At 68.5% G+C, this 16332-nt stretch carries 17 protein-coding genes; 14 read left to right on the forward strand and 3 right to left on the reverse strand.

Features of this window, described 5'->3' with window-relative positions; all coding sequences use genetic code 11:
- Window positions 1-2 precede the first annotated feature (2 nt).
- The 6 genes from ACWENQ_RS22830 to ACWENQ_RS22855 all read left to right on the forward strand — a co-directional run bounded on the left by ACWENQ_RS22830 (window position 3) and on the right by ACWENQ_RS22855 (window position 7301).
- Complete coding sequence (locus tag ACWENQ_RS22830; protein WP_452415974.1) at window positions 3-680, forward strand: DUF4956 domain-containing protein; 678 nt, start codon at window positions 3-5, stop codon at window positions 678-680.
- Between the two features lie 9 nt (window positions 681-689).
- Window positions 690-2282 (forward strand): CotH kinase family protein, encoded by a 1593-nt coding sequence (locus ACWENQ_RS22835; RefSeq protein ID WP_452415976.1) that lies wholly within the window; start codon window positions 690-692, stop codon window positions 2280-2282.
- Between the two features lie 410 nt (window positions 2283-2692).
- Window positions 2693-3811, forward strand: a complete 1119-nt coding sequence (locus ACWENQ_RS22840) for a hypothetical protein (protein WP_452415978.1) — start codon at window positions 2693-2695, stop codon at window positions 3809-3811.
- Between the two features lie 34 nt (window positions 3812-3845).
- Window positions 3846-5012, forward strand: coding sequence for a toxic anion resistance protein (locus ACWENQ_RS22845; protein WP_452415979.1), 1167 nt, complete (start codon window positions 3846-3848; stop codon window positions 5010-5012).
- A 38-nt stretch (window positions 5013-5050) separates the two neighbouring features.
- Entirely contained in the window at window positions 5051-6685 is a 1635-nt protein-coding gene (locus tag ACWENQ_RS22850) for an extracellular solute-binding protein (RefSeq protein ID WP_452415981.1), read from the forward strand.
- Entirely contained in the window at window positions 6672-7301 is a 630-nt protein-coding gene (locus tag ACWENQ_RS22855; RefSeq protein ID WP_452415983.1) for a hypothetical protein, read from the forward strand. Before ACWENQ_RS22850 ends, ACWENQ_RS22855 begins: the two co-directional genes overlap by 14 nt.
- A gap of 8 nt (window positions 7302-7309) precedes the next feature.
- On the opposite strand, the gene ACWENQ_RS22860 is transcribed toward ACWENQ_RS22855, so the two are convergent.
- Both ACWENQ_RS22860 and ACWENQ_RS22865 read right to left on the reverse strand, forming a co-directional pair.
- Window positions 7310-7627 carry a hypothetical protein gene (locus ACWENQ_RS22860; protein ID WP_449923228.1) on the reverse strand — a complete coding sequence of 106 codons (318 nt, stop codon included), beginning with the start codon at window positions 7625-7627 and terminating at the stop codon, window positions 7310-7312.
- 196 nt (window positions 7628-7823) lie between these two features.
- On the reverse strand, window positions 7824-8633 hold the full coding sequence (locus tag ACWENQ_RS22865) for a helix-turn-helix domain-containing protein (protein ID WP_452415985.1): 810 nt from the start codon (window positions 8631-8633) through the stop codon (window positions 7824-7826).
- A 154-nt stretch (window positions 8634-8787) separates the two neighbouring features.
- Here ACWENQ_RS22865 and ACWENQ_RS22870 point away from each other — a divergent pair, with 154 nt between their 5' ends.
- Genes ACWENQ_RS22870 through ACWENQ_RS22880 form a run of 3 tightly spaced genes read left to right on the forward strand, consistent with a single transcriptional unit; the run spans window position 8788 to window position 11147 of the window.
- Window positions 8788-9645: an alpha/beta fold hydrolase gene (locus ACWENQ_RS22870; RefSeq protein WP_452415986.1), complete on the forward strand. Its 858-nt coding sequence runs from the start codon at window positions 8788-8790 to the stop codon at window positions 9643-9645.
- Window positions 9646-9663: 18 nt separating this feature from the next.
- Window positions 9664-10917 (forward strand): FAD-dependent monooxygenase, encoded by a 1254-nt coding sequence (locus ACWENQ_RS22875; RefSeq protein ID WP_452415987.1) that lies wholly within the window; start codon window positions 9664-9666, stop codon window positions 10915-10917.
- Between the two features lie 53 nt (window positions 10918-10970).
- Window positions 10971-11147 (forward strand): hypothetical protein, encoded by a 177-nt coding sequence (locus tag ACWENQ_RS22880; RefSeq protein ID WP_449923240.1) that lies wholly within the window; start codon window positions 10971-10973, stop codon window positions 11145-11147.
- Window positions 11148-11750: 603 nt separating this feature from the next.
- Here ACWENQ_RS22880 and ACWENQ_RS22885 read toward each other — a convergent pair.
- On the reverse strand, window positions 11751-12143 hold the full coding sequence (locus ACWENQ_RS22885) for a nuclear transport factor 2 family protein (protein ID WP_354908692.1): 393 nt from the start codon (window positions 12141-12143) through the stop codon (window positions 11751-11753).
- A gap of 142 nt (window positions 12144-12285) precedes the next feature.
- On the opposite strand from ACWENQ_RS22885, the gene ACWENQ_RS22890 reads away from it, so the two are divergent.
- From ACWENQ_RS22890 to ACWENQ_RS22910, 5 genes are all read left to right on the forward strand, one after another.
- Complete coding sequence (locus tag ACWENQ_RS22890) at window positions 12286-12765, forward strand: AAA family ATPase (protein ID WP_452415989.1); 480 nt, start codon at window positions 12286-12288, stop codon at window positions 12763-12765.
- Window positions 12766-12968: 203 nt separating this feature from the next.
- Window positions 12969-13427 carry a hypothetical protein gene (locus tag ACWENQ_RS22895; protein ID WP_452415991.1) on the forward strand — a complete coding sequence of 153 codons (459 nt, stop codon included), beginning with the start codon at window positions 12969-12971 and terminating at the stop codon, window positions 13425-13427.
- Entirely contained in the window at window positions 13421-14194 is a 774-nt protein-coding gene (locus ACWENQ_RS22900; RefSeq protein WP_452415992.1) for a TIGR03084 family metal-binding protein, read from the forward strand. Before ACWENQ_RS22895 ends, ACWENQ_RS22900 begins: the two co-directional genes overlap by 7 nt.
- A 377-nt stretch (window positions 14195-14571) precedes the next feature.
- Entirely contained in the window at window positions 14572-15132 is a 561-nt protein-coding gene (locus ACWENQ_RS22905; RefSeq protein WP_449923250.1) for a cysteine hydrolase family protein, read from the forward strand.
- A gap of 225 nt (window positions 15133-15357) precedes the next feature.
- On the forward strand, window positions 15358-16329 hold the full coding sequence (locus ACWENQ_RS22910) for an AraC-like ligand-binding domain-containing protein (RefSeq protein ID WP_452415994.1): 972 nt from the start codon (window positions 15358-15360) through the stop codon (window positions 16327-16329).
- Window positions 16330-16332: the final 3 nt, after the last annotated feature.

Raw genomic sequence — 16332 nt, forward strand, 5'->3', positions numbered from 1 at the left:
CCATGGACTTCTCCTTCCAGGACCTGTCCGGCACGTTCAGCGTGGCCGACATCGCGATCGCGATGGCCCTGTCGTTCGTGCTCAGCGCGATGATCGGCTGGGTCTACCGGGCGACGCACCGCAACGTCTCCTACAGCCAGTCGTACGTGCAGACACTGGTCATCCTCGGCATGCTGATCTCGCTCATCATGCTGGTCGTCGGCTCGAACATCGCCCGTGCCTTCGCCCTCGTCGGCGCCCTGTCGGTGGTGCGCTTCCGTAACGCCATCAAGGAGACCCGCGACGTCGGGTTCATCTTCCTGGTGATGGGCGTCGGCATGGCCGTCGGCACCCGCTTCTACCTGCTCGCGATCGTGGCCGCCGTGGCGATCTCGCTGATCATCGTGGCCATGCACCGGTTCAACTGGTTCGCGCTGAACGTGCGGCGCCAGGTCGTCAAGGTCCAGGTTCCGTCGGACGAGGACTTCACCGCCCCGATCCAGGACGTGCTCATCCGGCACACCGACGAGTTCCAGCTGGTCAGCATGGAGTCGATCAGGGCGGGCGCGCTCACGGAGCTCATGTACACGGTCAAGATCAAGGAGGGCAGCGAGCCCGCCGACGTCATCGCCGCCCTGCGCGAGCGCAACCACGGCCAGTCGGTCACCGTCCTGACCGGATACGACCAGACCGACCTGTAGGCCCGGCACATGACGCAGTCCAAGCAACTCAAGCACCGCATCCCGGTCAAACTCCGGCACAACTGGAAGCTGGTCGCGCTGTGCGTGGCGTTCCCGGCGGCCTGCTGGGGCGTGTTCGGCAGCGGGACGATCCGCCCGTACGTCACCACCTCCCAGGCCGCCCAGGCCGACACCGTCACCACGAACCTGACCGGCACCAAGGACCTGTTCGACGCCTCCGTGGCGCACGAGGTGACGCTCACCTTCACCGACCAGGCGTACGAGGACATGCTGACCGAGTACTTCAAGGAAGGCGAGAAGAAGTACGTCGAGGCGGACCTGACCGTCGACGGCACCCGCATCCCCAGCGTGGGTGTCCGGCTCAAGGGCAACTCCACCCTGGGGGGACTGACCTGGAAGGGTCAGTCCAAGCAGCGCGCCATGCCCGGCGGCGGTCGGCGGCCGGAAGGCGCGCCCGAGGGCTTCCAGCCGCCCGAAGGCTTCGAGCCGCCCGAGGGCTTTCAACCGCCCGGCGATGGGCAGCAGGGCAACGGCGGGCCTCCCGGAGGCGGCATGATGCGGTCAACCCTGAAGGCTGAGGAGCCGGAGAACCTGCCGTGGCTGATCAGCCTCGACGAGTTCGTGGACGGCCGCCGCTACCAGGGCCACAGCCAGGTGGCCGTACGGCCCGCCGCGATGGGCTCGACGACGATGCTGAACGAAGCACTGGGCATCGCGCTGGTAGGCGCCGCCGGCGAGCCGACCCAGCGCTCCGCCTACAGTTCCTTCACCGTCAACGGCCGCTCCTCGACCCCGCGCCTGGTGGTGGAGTACCTGGACGAGGGCTACGCGGAGAATCTCGGCGACGGCGTGCTGTACAAGTCGCTGGCCAGCGGCTCCTTCACCTACAAAGGCGAGGACCAGACGGAGTACACCACCGATTTCAAGCAGATCAACAAGGTCGGCGGCAAGGACCTGCAGCCGGTCATCAACCTGGTCAAATGGGTGAACGAAGCCTCCGACACCGAGTTCGCCAAGGGCCTCGCCGACCGCCTGGACGTGGAGTCGTTCGCCCGCTACCTGGCCCTGCAGCACATCATGGTCAACTTCGACGACATGGCCGGGCCCGGCAAGAACTACTACCTGTGGTACGACTCCGGCACCAAGAAGTTCAAGGTCATCACATGGGACCTCAACCTCGCGTTCAACGGCGACGCCACGAGCGGCGTGAACGACACGATCGGGATGGGGGGCTTCGGCCGGGGCCGTCCCCAGCAGAACCAGCAGCAGGGCCGGGCGCCTCAGGGCTTCAACCCACCCGAAGGCGGCGAGCAGGGGCGTCCAGGCGGCGGTGGCATGATGCGCATGAGCCATCCCTTGAAGGAGAAGTTCCTCAAGAACGCCGCCTTCAAGAAGCTCTACGAGGAGCAGTACCGCGCTCTGTACGCCCAGTTCCTGGGCAACGGCGCTGCCTCCGGCCTGCTCGACGACCTCGTCGCCTCCTACAAGCTGAACGAGAGGGCCGACACCGCCAAGGTCGACGTCGAGGCGCGGACCCTGCGCACGTTCCTGCAGAGCCGGACCGAGACATTGCGCTCCGACAAGGCGATCAGCGGCGCCTGACACTTACGCGGTGATGGGTTCCAGACGAACCCATCACCGCTGGTGGAGAAGCAACATGGGACTCCCCATGGACCACGGTCTGGACGGCGTAGGGTGTGGCGCTCTTCAGGTTGGCGGCCCCGTCGGCGCCGCGAAGAAATCGGCGCATCAGCGAATTCACCGACGCGGATTTTCGGGGTATCGATGGCGACCGATCGAGTACCCGCCCGCCATCGCGTCAATCATCCCATTTTCATGAAGTATGGCCGTTTAGCGAACCGTTCAGTCAATCACCTGGTGACCTTTCCGTGAACAGGAGCTTAATTGTCAACGCGTTATACGTGAGTCGCCGCCAACAACCCTGGTATCTCACATAATCCGATAGGGAGCGCCGGTATGCGGCGATACGGGGTGAGTTATTGGGGAACCAAATGAAGCGATGGATCGGCGTCGGGCTGGCGCTGCTCCTCGGTGCCGCCGTGGTGGTGGCGATCGTGGTGGGCGACCGCGGCGGAGGCGGCGCCGAGAAGGAAGACCTCACCCTTGTCCGCGGGGTGATCGGGTCGGAGAAGAAGCCCTTCTTCGACGACCGGCGAGTACAGGCCGTCTTCGCCGGGCACGGCCTGCGGGTCGAGGTCGACACCGCCGGATCGCGCCAGATCGCGGCCTCGGTGGACCCGAAGAAGTACGGCTTCGCGTTCCCGTCGAGCGTGCCGGCCGCCGAGAAGATCAAACGCGACCACGGCGCCGCCCGCACGTTCGCGCCGTTCTCCTCCCCGATGGCGGTCGCCACCTTCGAGCCGATCGTGGACGTCCTCGCCAAGGCGGGAGTCGTCCGGGATTCCGGTCAGGGATACCAGCTCCTCGATATCAAGAAATATCTGGACCTGGTGGCGGAGGGGACCCGGTGGGACAGGCTCCCTGGCAACACCGCCTACCCCGCGCGCAAGAGGGTGCTGCTCACCACCACCGACATCCGCACGTCGAACTCCGCGGCGATGTATCTCTCCATAGCCGGCTACGTGGCCAACGGCGACGACGTGGTGAGCTCCAACGCGCAGGTCTCCGAGGTGGCCGAGGAAGTCGCGCCGCTCTTCCTCGACCAGGGCTACTCCGAGACCTCCAGCGAGGCGCCGTTCGAGGACTACCTGTCCCAGGGCATCGGCAAGACGCCCATGGTCATGATCTACGAAGCGCAGTACGCCTCCCGTCTCTTCGCCGGCGACGGTTCGATCCGCCCTGACATGCGGCTGCTGTACCCCTCGCCGACGGTCCTGAGCAAGCACACTCTCGTACCGCTCAGCGCCCAGGGCACCGAGGTGGGCCGCCTGCTGCAGGAGGACCCGGAACTCGGGCGCCTCGCCGCGGCCTACGGCTTCCGCACCGCCGCCCCCAAGGCGTTCGGCGACATGGTGGCGAAGACCAGGGCACCGCTGCCGTCCAGCTTGATCGACGTGGTCGAGCCTCCCGCCTACGAGCGACTGGAGAGCATGATCACCGAGGTCGAGAAGCTGTACCGGTCCGGCGCGGCCCCCTCCCCCACCCCGTGACCCCGCCTTCACTACTGCCCGCAGGAGACACCACGTGAGCGATCTCGTCCTCAGCCCGCCCGAACCCGTGGCCAAGGTGCCTGTGGAGAAGGCGGCTACCATGCTGCCCATATCCGAGGGGCGCAGCGACGAGCTGGCCGAGAAGGCCAAGGGCTTCGCTGAGGAGCTCAGCGAGCTGGACCCCCGCTCCCCCGAGTTCACCCGCAAGGTGCACGACATCACCTCGATGGGCGACTCGGAGATCCGGGCGTCGTCCCAGGTCGCCAACCGCATGCTGCGGCGTCCCGTGGCGGCGCTCGCGTCAGCCAGGGGTGAGGGCAAGGACGCGCAGGTGGCGGTGGCGGGCCAGCTGCTCGCGCTGCGCCGCACGATCGTCGACCTCGACCCCAAGCAGGCGTCGGGCCCCGGCAGGAAGCTGCTGGGCATGATCCCGTTCGGCGACAGGCTGCGCGACTATTTCGCGAAGTATCAGTCGGCTCAACAGCACATCGACGACATCATCCGTGCCCTGAAGTCCGGGCAGGACGAGCTTCTGAAGGACAACGCGGCCATCGAGGGCGAGAAGGCCAACCTCTGGGAGTCGATGACCAAGCTCCAGGAGTACGCCCTGCTCGCCGCCGCCCTCGACTCCGCGGTCGAAGCACAGATCATGCGGATGGAGACTGCCGACTCGGAGAAGGCGACCGCGCTGCGCTCGGACGCGCTCTTCGGCATCCGGCAGAAGCACCAGGACCTGCTGACCCAGCTCGCGGTCTCCGCTCAGGGCTACCTCGCCCTCGACCTGATCCGCAAGAACAACCACGAGCTGATCAAGGGTGTGGACCGCGCGACCACGACGACGATCGCCGCGCTGCGCACCGCGGTGACCGTCGCGCAGGCGCTGGCCAACCAGAAGCTGGTGCTCGACCAGATCGCCGCCCTCAACACGACCACGTCGGATCTGATCGTGGCGACCAGCGAAATGCTGCGCACCCAGGCCGCGGACATCCAGACGCAGGCGGCCTCCACCACGGTCGGCATGGACGCGCTGCGCAAGGCGTTCGACAACATCTACGCCACCATGGACACGATCGACACGTTCAAGGCTCAGGCCGTGGAGAACATGGCGATCACGGTCGACAACCTGACCGTCGAACTCGACCACGCCCGTACATACCTGGAGCGCTCCCAGTGCGGCGACGAACAGGCCCTCCCCCGATGAGAAAGCAGACCCCCGGCGCAGGTTCAGGGGCTCCCCGGGTGAGAAGGCCGGACTACGCCGCCACGCGTGCCACCGCCTCCCGAGTGCTCACGCTGCGACCGGCCGGGCGGGCGCTTGCCGTGATCGCCCTGCTCGTCGTGTCGGCGGCCTGCGGCGGTTCGGGCTCCCCCTCCGAGCCCGTGAACGGCCCCGACGTGCTCCGCGTCCTCGCAGGCAGCGAGATCAAGGACCTCGAGCCGCTGCTCGAACGGGCGCAGGAGGCCGTCGGCGTGCGGGTCGCGCTGTCGTACTCCGGGACCGTCGACGGAGCGGAGCAGGTGGGGAGCGGCGGCGCGGACGGCACGTACGACGCGACCTGGTTCTCCTCCAACCGCTACCTGTCGCTCATCGAAGGGGCGACCGCGCGGCTGTCGACCCAGACCAAGGTCATGGCCTCGCCGGTCCTGCTCGGCCTGAAGCAGTCGAAGGCCCGCGAGCTCGGCTGGGACACCGAACCCGTGACCTGGAACGACATCGCCGCCGCCGCTCGCGCCCACAAGTTCACCTTCGGCATGACCAGCCCGGCCGCCTCCAACTCCGGATTCTCCGCGCTGGTCGGCGTGACCGCCGCACTCTCGGATGCCGGGGAGGCCCTGGACCAGGCCCAGATCGACGCGGCGACGCCGAAGCTGACGGAGTTCTTCTCAGCGCAGACGCTCACCGCGGGCTCCTCCGGCTGGCTCGCCGACGCGTACATCAAACAGGGCACGGTGGACGGTCTGGTGAACTACGAGTCCGTGCTTCTCGGTCTCAACGCCTCGGGCAAGCTCAAGGAGCCGCTCACGCTGATCTACCCGACCGACGGCGTCGTGACGGCCGACTACCCGCTCACGCTGCTGAACTCGGCCGGAGCGGAGAAGAAGGCGCTGTACGGGAAGCTCGCCGCCTGGCTGCGCGAGCCCGAGATCCAGCGCGAGATCATGACGACGACCTACCGGCGGCCGTTCGTGCCGGAGGTGCGGCCCGACCAGCGCTTCGGATCGGCGTCCCTGGTGGAGCTGCCGTTCCCCAACCGGCGCAGCGCCGCCGACGAGCTCATCGGCGTCTACCTCAACCAGGTGCGCAGGCCCTCAAGGACCCTCTTCGTGCTGGACACCTCCGGATCGATGGAGGGTGATCGCCTCGATGCGCTGAAGCAGGCGCTGACCGCGCTGGCCGGAGCCGACACCTCCGTGAGCGGGACGTTCTCACGTTTCCGCAACCGCGAGACGGTCACGATGATCCCGTTCAACTCGACGCCCGGGGAGCCGCGCACGTTCACGCTGCCCGAGCGGAACGCCGACCCCGTGCTCCGGCAGATCCGCTCGTACGGCGAGGCGCTGCGGACCACGGGCGGTACGGCGATCTTCGACAGTTTGCGCGCCGCCTACGAGCAGGCGAGGTCGTCGCCGTCCGCGGACTTCACCTCGATCGTGCTGATGACAGACGGCGAGAACACGGACGGCAGCTCCTACGACGACTTCGCCTCGTACTACCGCTCTCTGCAGGTGAAGTTCCCGGCCTTCGTCGTGCTCTTCGGTGACAGCGACGTGGCGGAAATGAATCAGGTCGCGCAGCTCACGGGTGGTGCGACATTCGACGCCCGCTCGGGATCGCTGACGGCGGCCTTCAAGGAGATCCGTGGCTACCAGTAGCCCGGCCGCCCGGGTCCTCGCCTATGCCGGATCCACGAAGAACATCGCCGGATGCGCTCTGGCGCTGATCGGCGTGGTGCTGGTGTTCCTCGGGGTGGCCGGGGCGTACTGGCCGGTGGTGGTGGCCGGGCTGTACGGCGTCGGGGCGTTGCTCGCCCCGGCGGACCGGGTGAAGCTGACGATCTCGCACGCGGAGGTGGAGAGCCGGCAGCTGTTCGCCGACCTGGACACGCTGCTGGCCAAGGTCGGCCGGAACCGTTTCCCCGACGACGTGGCGACCGAGGTCGCCGAGCTCGCCGAGGTACTGCGCGACATCCTGCGCCGCGCGGACGCGCTCACCTCCTCCCCCGACCACCTGCACATCGTGTCGCAGACGATCAGGGACTACCTGCCGTCAAGCCTGGAGGCCTACGCCAACCTGCCCCGCTCGTACGCGCTCACGCGGCGCGGCGAGCGGCAGCGCAGCGCCCACGAGGAGTTGCTGGCCCAACTCGACCTGCTGGACGCCCAGCTCCGCAAGGTCGCCGAGTCGGTGTACCGGGGTGACGAGCAGGCTCTGCGCGACCAGGGCAGGTTCCTCGAAGACCGCTTCGGCGGCTCCGACCTGGATCTCTGACCGCCCCGTCAGCGTGGGCGGCTGAGGGCGGCCTCGGCCAGATCCGTCCATTTCTCGGCCGAGGAGTGGGGCACGACGACCCAGTCCTTCACCACCCTGCCCCGGCCCGAGGGGTCGAACAGGGACGCCCCGGCCAGCTGGAGTGCGGCTGCGTGTTCGGGGGTGTCCCTGACCAGCCGGAACACCATCGCGCCGTCGCGCTGCAGGCTCGCGAACACCTTCCCCGCCTGATCTTTGAGCGCGGGACTCCCCATCATCCTGGAGATCCGTACACCCAGGTCGGCCAGCTCGGCGCCGACCTGCTGGAAATCCTCTTCCGCGCTCATCGTCAGTCAGTCCCCAACTCCATGGCGGCGTGGTCGGGGTCCTTTCCGCGGGACGCGATCGCCTCGGCCGCGCCTTCCGGCAGCACGGCGATCAGGCTAGTCGTCCCGGCGGGGCCGATCAAGGCCGCTTGCCGGGTGCCGACCATGCCGAGTCCCGCCGCCGGTCCTTGACCATGCGGGACAGCTGGTCTACGTCTCATCTCCGGCCGGCGACCGAGCCGGAGATCCCTGGAGACGTGAGGCTGTCGGGTGTTCCGCGGCTGGGCCATGCGATGTCGTCAACGGCGAGAAACGGCTCACCGGCCACGGTCGCGGGGGTCGCCCCGGTGAACGCCATGACGTCCCGATGCAGGTGGGACTGGTCGGCGTAGCCGGTGTCGGCCGCGACTTGGGCCGCGGCTTCACCCGCGACCAGGCGGTGGGCGGCATGGTCGAAGCGGACCAGCTTCACGGCGCGCTTGGGCGGCAGGCCGAGCTGCGACCGGAACCGGGACCACAGCCGCTTACGGCTCCACCCGACCTCGGCCGCGAGTCCGTCGACCCGGGCCAGGCCACGGCTGCCGACGATCCGGTGCCAGGCCCAGGCCGCCTCCGGGTCCACCGGCGGCCCCGCCTCATGCCGGCGGGCGAGCAGCGCGTCCATCAACGCGAAGCGATCCTGCCACGACGAGACATCACCCAGTCGCTCACGGATCCGGGACACCTCCCGGCCCCACAGGTCATCGAGGGCCACCACGGTGCCGTCGAGCTCGGCGGGGGAGACGCCCAGCACCGCGCGTGCGATCACCGGGGACAGGCGCACCTGCACGCACTCGACGTTCTCACCCCGCGCCCAGACCGCGCCTCCGGACCCGACCCCGGGCCCGGCCACGACACTTCCCCGCTGCTGCCGCCCGGCCGTATCGTCCACGACGGGCGAACCGGCGCCGAACTCCACCAGCAGCGTCACGGCCGGGTGCGGGACCAGCCGGAGCGCGTCCAGGTCACGGACACGGAACCCGGCCATGCTGACACCTGCCACCCGGCTGGGCCGCCGCGGGCACGCGACGCCCCACACAGCCGCATCGTGTACGAACGTCCGCACCGTCCCATGCTAGCGAGCCGACGGAGGGGAACATTTGTCCAATCCTCCGGCGCGTACCGGCGGCGACAGTGGACTCATGACTGCTTCTGACGGCGGACCGTACGTGACCGGCGGCGCCGAGGCCACCCAGATTTCGACCCTGCCGATGGACGACGGCGACATCCACGTGTGCCAGGACGGCCCCCGCGACGCCCCCGCACTCCTGCTCATCCACGGGTCCGCCTCCTCGACCCGATCGTGGGACCCGATGGTTCAGCTGCTGACCGGATCTCACCGCGTCATCCGGATCGACCTGCTCGGGCACGGCCGGTCGGCCAAACCGGCCGACCGCAGCTACGCCCTCCCGGACCAGGCACGCAGGGTCGGCGCGGCCCTGGACCTGCTCGGCGTCGAGCACACCGTGGTCGTCGGCCATTCCAGCGGCGGCGCGGTCGCCACCGCCCTCGCCGAACAGCGGCCCGACCTGGTGACCGCGCTCGCGCTCATCAACACCGGCCCCAGCCTGGACGCCTTCATCGCACCGGAGTCCGCCGCATTCGCAGCCTCGCAGTGGCCGCCGACCGACGAGCAGCTCCGCCAGTTCGCGAGCACCGGTTTCAGCCGTGCGGGCTACCAGATCCCACAAGAGCTCCTGGACGACGCGCGCGCCATGACCTACCACACGCTCACCACGACGATGCAGGCCACCCGCCATTACATGGAGCAGCGGGCGCTCCCGGATCGGCTGGCGGTCCTGGGCAAGCCGCTCCTGGTGATCTTCGGTGAGGACGACCGCAGATGGCGATCCTCATCCGCCTCCGACTACCGCGCCGTTCCGGGCGCGAAGGTCGAGTTGCTGCCCGGTCTCGGGCACTCGCCCCTGCTTGAGGATCCGTTGCGGACCGCCACTCCCCTGCTGGCCTTCACCGCGATCCACGCCGTACGGGTGGACTGAATGACAAGGAAAGGTGCCATGCGGATTCTCGTCTCCGGTGCCAGCGTCGCCGGTCCGGTGCTGGCCTACTGGCTCACGAGATACGGCTTCGAGGTCACCGTCGTGGAACGGGCCCCCGTGCTGCGCAAGACGGGCGGGCACGCGGTCGACCTGTTCCGGCCCGCGACGAACATCTCGGAGAAGATGGGCGTGCTCCCGCGCGTCGAGGAGCGGGCCACCGGCACCAACCGGATGACCGTCCACCCGGAGGGCGCACGGCGTCCCGTCCGGGTGGACCTCTCCAAGATCTTCAGCGCTACCTCCGACCGGCACGTCGAGATCATGCGCGACGACCTGAGCGAGATCTACTACGACGCCACGCGCGACGACGTCGAGTACGTCTTCGGCGACTCGATCAGCGCGATCTCGCCCGGCGGAGAGGTGCGGTTCGAGAACGCCGCGCCCCGCCGTTTCGACCTCGTCGTCGGCGCGGACGGGCTGCACTCCAACGTGCGCCGCCTTGTCTTCGGCGAGGAGTCCCGCTTCAGCGACTTCATCGGGGCCTACCTCGGGGTGCTGACCCTGCCCAACGTCTCCGGCCTCGACGGCGAGCTCCACATGCACGTCGGCGTCGGCCGCACTGCCGGCATGTACGGCGCGCGGCACCTCGGCGACGCGCGGGCGTTGTTCCTGTTCCGGAGCGAGCGCGAGCTCGACTACCACCACCGCGACGTGCCCCGGCAGAAGGAGCTGCTGCGCGGCGCGTTCGAGGGCATGAACGCCGACGTGGACCGCTGGCTGGACGAGCTGGACCGCGCCCCTGCGTTCTACTTCGACTCGATCACACAGCTCCGCATGGACACCTGGTCGCGGGGAAGGGTGACGCTCGTCGGCGACGCGGGCTACTGCCCCGGCCCGGCCGTCGGCGGCAGCACCAGCCTGGCCGTCGTCGGCGCGTACGTCCTCGCCGGGGAACTGGCGCGGGCGGGCGGTGACCACGAGCGCGCCTTCCCCGCCTACGAGCGGGCGATGGCCGAGCACGTGCGCGGCAGCCGCGCGGTCGCGCTGAGCGCGGCGAAGACCCTGGTCCCCACGTCCCGCCTCGGGGTGTGGGGGCTGGCCCAGGGTGCCCGCCTGATCTCCGCCCTGCCCACCGGGCCCAGCCGCGCCCTCCTCCGCCTCACCACCAAGAGCGCGCGCCTCTACAACTCCATGACCGTCGACGACTACCCGCCGTCGCCCGCCGCACCACGAGGCTTGATCGGCCTCGAGGGCGGACGCGGGGCGGACTGAGGAGTGTTCGCCGGGTAGTGGAACTCGGATGACCACCCGCTCGTTGCGCGAGAGTGACCACACCCCAGCTCACCTGCCCGCTGTGCCACAGCACCGAATTCACGCGGCAGGACGGCCGCATCGACAACAAGAACGGCTACCTTCCCAACCCGGTGGCGCTCATGATCTGCAAGCTGTGCAACTACGTGTTGCCGTTCTGGGAAAGGAAGTCGATCTTTGACCTGAGCTGAGGTCACGCCGAAATCCGGCGATTACGTTCGCGATGCGGACGCCCTGGGCCCTCACGCGCGGGCGCGGACGCCCAACCTGGGAACCACTCGCGCCCGACAGCAGCGCGGCCGGCTCGCCGAGGGAACCGACGACCACGGGCCGCAGACCGGCCCAGGCCCGACGTCGAGCGGTGTTCGCAAGCAACCCGCTGCGCCGTACGGACAGGTGACAGGGTTCCGAAGTGACCACGCATCGTGGGCGGCCAGTCGAGGCGCCTGCTGAAGTTCTTCCGCCGCCTGATCAGCGTCTCGGAGCCGTCCTCCGATCATGAAAGCGGTGGCGAGGCCGTTGGCGAGCAGGCGCGCGGCGGCGGCCCACAAGGCGGTGGGGGCCGCGCCCGTACGGAGGAACAGCGTGCCGAGCAGGGCGAGGCCGAGCGTGCCGCCGAGTTGCTGAACGGCGTTGAGCAGCCCGGCTGCGCAGGCCGCTCCCACGTCCCACCGGAGAGGGGCGCGTGGAGGACCGCGGTCCTCCACCGGCTGGGGCAACGACGCACACCGTGGCCCCTGACGCCTCACCGAGCGGCAGGGGTCGCTTTCCCCTGACCGCTGTCCCGGTCTGGATCAAGCCTTGATCGCGGTGCCCTGGGCGGAGACGAGGCGCCAGGTGCCGTGGGCGTCGGCGGCGTAGACGTGGGTGTAGCGGCTTCCGGCACTGAACGTGGCGCCGTCGGAGGTGGTGAAGTTCATGCCGGTACGCCCGACGACGATGCCTACTGTGCCGATGACCCGGACGATCGCCTCGTCCGGGAACGAGTGGATCCGCGGAAACCGGAGGGAGCCGGAGGCCACCAGGTCGAGCAGGATCCCCCTGTCGGCGACGGCCCCGTCCTCGACCCCGACCAGGACGAAGTCGTCCGCCAGCAGTTCCTCCAGAACGGCGAGATCGCTTGCCACGAGGGCGTCGAAGAAGCTCTGGTCGTACTTGAGGAGGGTGACCCGATCCAAGCTGTTCATGTCGCGACGGTAAACGTTGACGCCAGTGACAAGGTCAAGCCGGCCTCAGGGGCGCGTTCATCCGGGTGCCTGTGAGCGTCGGATCGCCAACCTCGGTCATACGAAGCCGACCGAGATCAGGGCGGTCCGGTAGTCTCGGCCGATGGCGAAGATCCTGGTCACCGGCATGTCGGGCACCGGCAAGTCCACGGCGTTGGCGGTGCTGGCGGCCCGAGGTCATCGCGCCGTCGACACTGACACCGACCGGTGGAGCCACTGGGTGACTCTGCCGGACGGATCCACTGATTGGGTGTGGCGGGAGTCGGCCATCAGCGACCTGCTCGCCGACCACCGTGAGGGCGCCCTCTTCGTGGCCGGCTGCAAGTCCAATCAGGGTCGGTTCTACCCGCGATTCGACCACGTCGTACTGCTGAGCGCTCCCGCTGAGATCATGCTTGCTCGCATCGCGACGCGAACCAACAACCCCTTCGGTAAGCGCCCTGAGGAACGTGCGGCCATCCTGCGCGACCTGGCCAACGTGGAGCCGCTGCTCAGGGCCACCTCCACTGTCGAGATCGACGCTTCTGCGCCGATCGACAAGGTCGTCCAGCAGCTTGAAGAACTGGCGCGAACCACGCCGTGACCAGGGGCTGCAGGAACATCCACCGCTTCTAGGTTCAGGCGCAGGCCGCCAGGAGCCTTGCGAGGCGTTCAACCGGGTGTCCAGTCGCTTCCGGCGAGCACCGCGACCGCGGACCGCAACCCGAAGCCACAGCCCCGAGCATCCCCAACGCGGCCAACGCGACGCGGATCCCGCACCTGCCGATCGCCGCGCCTCCCGGGGCCGTGGCCACCCTCACCTTCGCGGTGCTGACGCCGCCGGCTCAGCTCATCCGGGAACGCGCCGCGCCCGTTGTCGGTGCGGATCAATGGGTGCGTCCCCGTGATCGAGAACAGGTCATGCCGGGCCCGAATCGAGGCACTCGCATGAACGCCGAGCAGAAGGTGCTCGACCGCATCGAGGCCGGCTCCGTCGCGAGCCTCGTGGCGTTCCTTGACGGCCTCGGCGACGACAAGCGCGCGGTGGCCCTCTCGCCCGCTCACCTGAGCGGGAGCGAGCTGGCCTTGCGCGTGGCGTCCAGGAGGCCGCTGCTCACGGTTCCCAACCTGTCAGGGGCGATGTCGGCGACGCCAGCTCGGCATGCCGAGATCAACCTGGGTAGCCTGACCACATTAGATCAACTTTGCCCGCCCGAACGGGACAAGCCCGTTGCCGCCAAAGTGTGGAGGCGACACCGATGTTGAACTACGGCCTTGACATGTCCGATGTAGAGCTCGGCCTTGCTCTGCCCGACTTGGTGGCTGAAGGGGATGAGCTTGACGCCCTGGTATCAGCGCAGGCCGACTGGTCGAAGCCTACGCCGGCAGCAGGGTGGACGATCGCCCACCAGATCGCTCATCTTGCTTCAGCTGATGCGAACGTTCTCATCGCCATACGGACTCCGGAGGCGTTCGACGCTGTGCTGAAGCAGGCGGAAGCCGCAGGCAGCCAATACGCTGATCTCGACGCCGCCGCGGGAGCAGCCAAACCGCGATCCGTACTGCTGGAACAATGGCGGGCTGGTCGAACCGAGGTGGCGGCGGAGCTACGTGACCTTCCACTGGACCATGGGTTTCCGTGGTACGGCTCGCAGTTGACAGCAGCGCTCATGGTGCCGCTTCGACTGATGGAAACGTGGGCTCACGGGCAGGACGTTTTCGATGCGCTGGGTGTCTCACGCCGTCCGACGGGTCGGCTCCAGCATGTGGCCTCGTTGGGAGTGGTAGGGCGAGAGCTGTCGTTCCATGCCGCCCAATTGCCTGCTCCGGCAGAGCCGTTCCGTATCGAGCTGACTGGTCCTGACGGCCAAACCTGGGCGTGGGGCCCAGAAGATGCCATGCAGCGGGTTCAGGGCAGTGCCCTCGACTTCTGCCTTCGAGTCACCCAACGCAGGTCCCGAGCCCAGACTGACCTCACGGCAGTCGGCGAGGACGCGCAGAAGTGGCTTGACATTGCTCGCGTTTTCCTCTGAAGAAGCACCTTCGTATGCGGACGACCGTGTGTGAAGCCGCCATCCCCCGCAACTTCTCTGTCAACGACGTCTGAAACAACCGCCGCACCACCGCGCCGCGCATGGTGCGGCTGGCAGCCTGCTCTCGCCGAGCTGCCCGAGGGCTCCCGTCCGATCCTCGTCAAGGTCACGATCGCCCACCTCAGTCAGGGGCTGGTTGTGGTGGACATGGAGCCGATAGTGCGGTCTACGACCCAAGCCGCCTGCGCCGCGGCGAATGGATCACAAGCGGATCTGTCCCACTATCGTCGTACTAGATCAGTACGAGATCGATGACAACAACGCCAAGGTACGCCGTGAGGATGGCCGATGGCGCGCCGTACAGACAAGGAACCCGTATGACCACCACCGCGCTCATCGTCGGCGACCTGCAGGCGGGCATCGTGGACAACTACCCTTTCGCCGCCGCCGTGCTTCCCGCCGTGGAGAGGGTTCTTCCCGCGGCCAGAGCCGCCGGAATCCCGGTGATCTTCGTGCGTTTCGGGCTCAGGGCCTCAGGCCTTGATGTGGCAGCGGGAAACCAGTTGATCAGCGCCCTGCAAGGGGCGGGGACGCTGTTCCACGAGGAATCACCCGAAACGCTCGTGCACCCGCGCATCGAGCCGTTGCCGGGCGAGGCCGTCGTTCTCAAGCGCCGTGCCAGCGCGTTCGCGGCGACCGACCTCGATCGGCTCCTGCGCGCCCAGCGCATCGACTCGATCGTGCTGACCGGTGTCGCGACCGGGGCGATGGTCGCCGCTACGCTCTACGACGCCGCCGACCGCGACTACGGCGTGACCGTGCTCAGCGACGCCTGTGCCGACGCGGAACCGGACGTGCACGACTTTCTGATCAATCGCGTGTTCCCGGCCAGGGGTGTTGACGTCCTCACGAGTCACGAGTGGATCGCCCGCCTGTGACCAGCCGTCAGCAGTAAAAATCCCGCGATGAGACGGCTCGCGGGCGCCGGGAGCGGGGCGGTCGCGGGCCGCTGATCTTTCGGCGGCCGTTGTGCCGCCGGTCTTGCGGCCGGGGCCCGGGTTGTGGACCCTTGGACGGTGGCCGACAGCGTGGATGCGGTGTGCGATCACCAGTTCCGGAGTTCCTGGATCCACCGCACCGTCAGACCGAGCCCGGTGGTCTCCGTGTCCACCGACCCGATCCCGAAGAAGGATCGCCTGGAGTGGTGGGCGCACATGGCCGCGCACGAGATCGCGCCCACGTCGCTGTCCAGCGAGCACGCCGACGACTTCTACGGCCGGGTGCACTCCATCGACCTGTCGCGCGTGCGCGTGGGCGAGTTCACGATGTCGCCGCTGGCGGGCCGGCGCACCCCCACCCACATCAGGCAGTACGACCCCGAGGGCTACCAGCTCTTCCTCGTCCACGACAACCCGGTACGGCTGCGGCAGCAGCGCAACGACTCCTTGTTACAGGCCGGCGACATGTCGCTGTTCGACACCTCCTCCCCCTACACCACCGAATTCCTCGACGTCGGCGGGCTGACCCGGTTGACGATCCTGTTCCTGCCGCGCGACGCGCTGCCCCTGCCACGGAGCCAGGTGGAACGCCTGCTGGCCGCCAGGCTCCCCGCCCGGACCGGCTCGGGAGCGCTGCTGGCCCGCTATCTCACCGGTCTGCGCGAGCACGCCGGCGACTGCCACCCCGCTGACCTGCCGAGGCTCGGCAGCATCGGCCTGGACCTGGCCGCCGCGTTCGTCGCCGGTCGCCTCGACGCCGACCACCGGCTGCCGGCCGAGAGCCGCCACCGGACTCTGGTCACGCACATCGACGCCTTCATCAACCACCATCTCGGTGACCCCGAGCTGGGGCCCTCGAGCGTCGCCGCGCACCACCACATCTCCGTGCGCACCCTGCACGCGCTGTTCGAGCAACAACCGGAGACCGTCAGCGCCACGATTCGGCGGCGCCGGCTCGAACGCTGCCACAGCGACCTGGCCGACCCCCGGCTGGCGGAGCATCCGATCGGTGAGATCGGCATCCGCTGGGGCTTCAGGAACGGCGCGGAGTTCAGCCGCGCCTTCCGCGCCGCCTACGGCATCAGCCCGAGGGAGCACCGCCGCCAGGCGCTCAACGGACACCAGGACCGGGACTGACCC

It is taken from the genome of Nonomuraea sp. NPDC004354, from assembly GCF_053602555.1.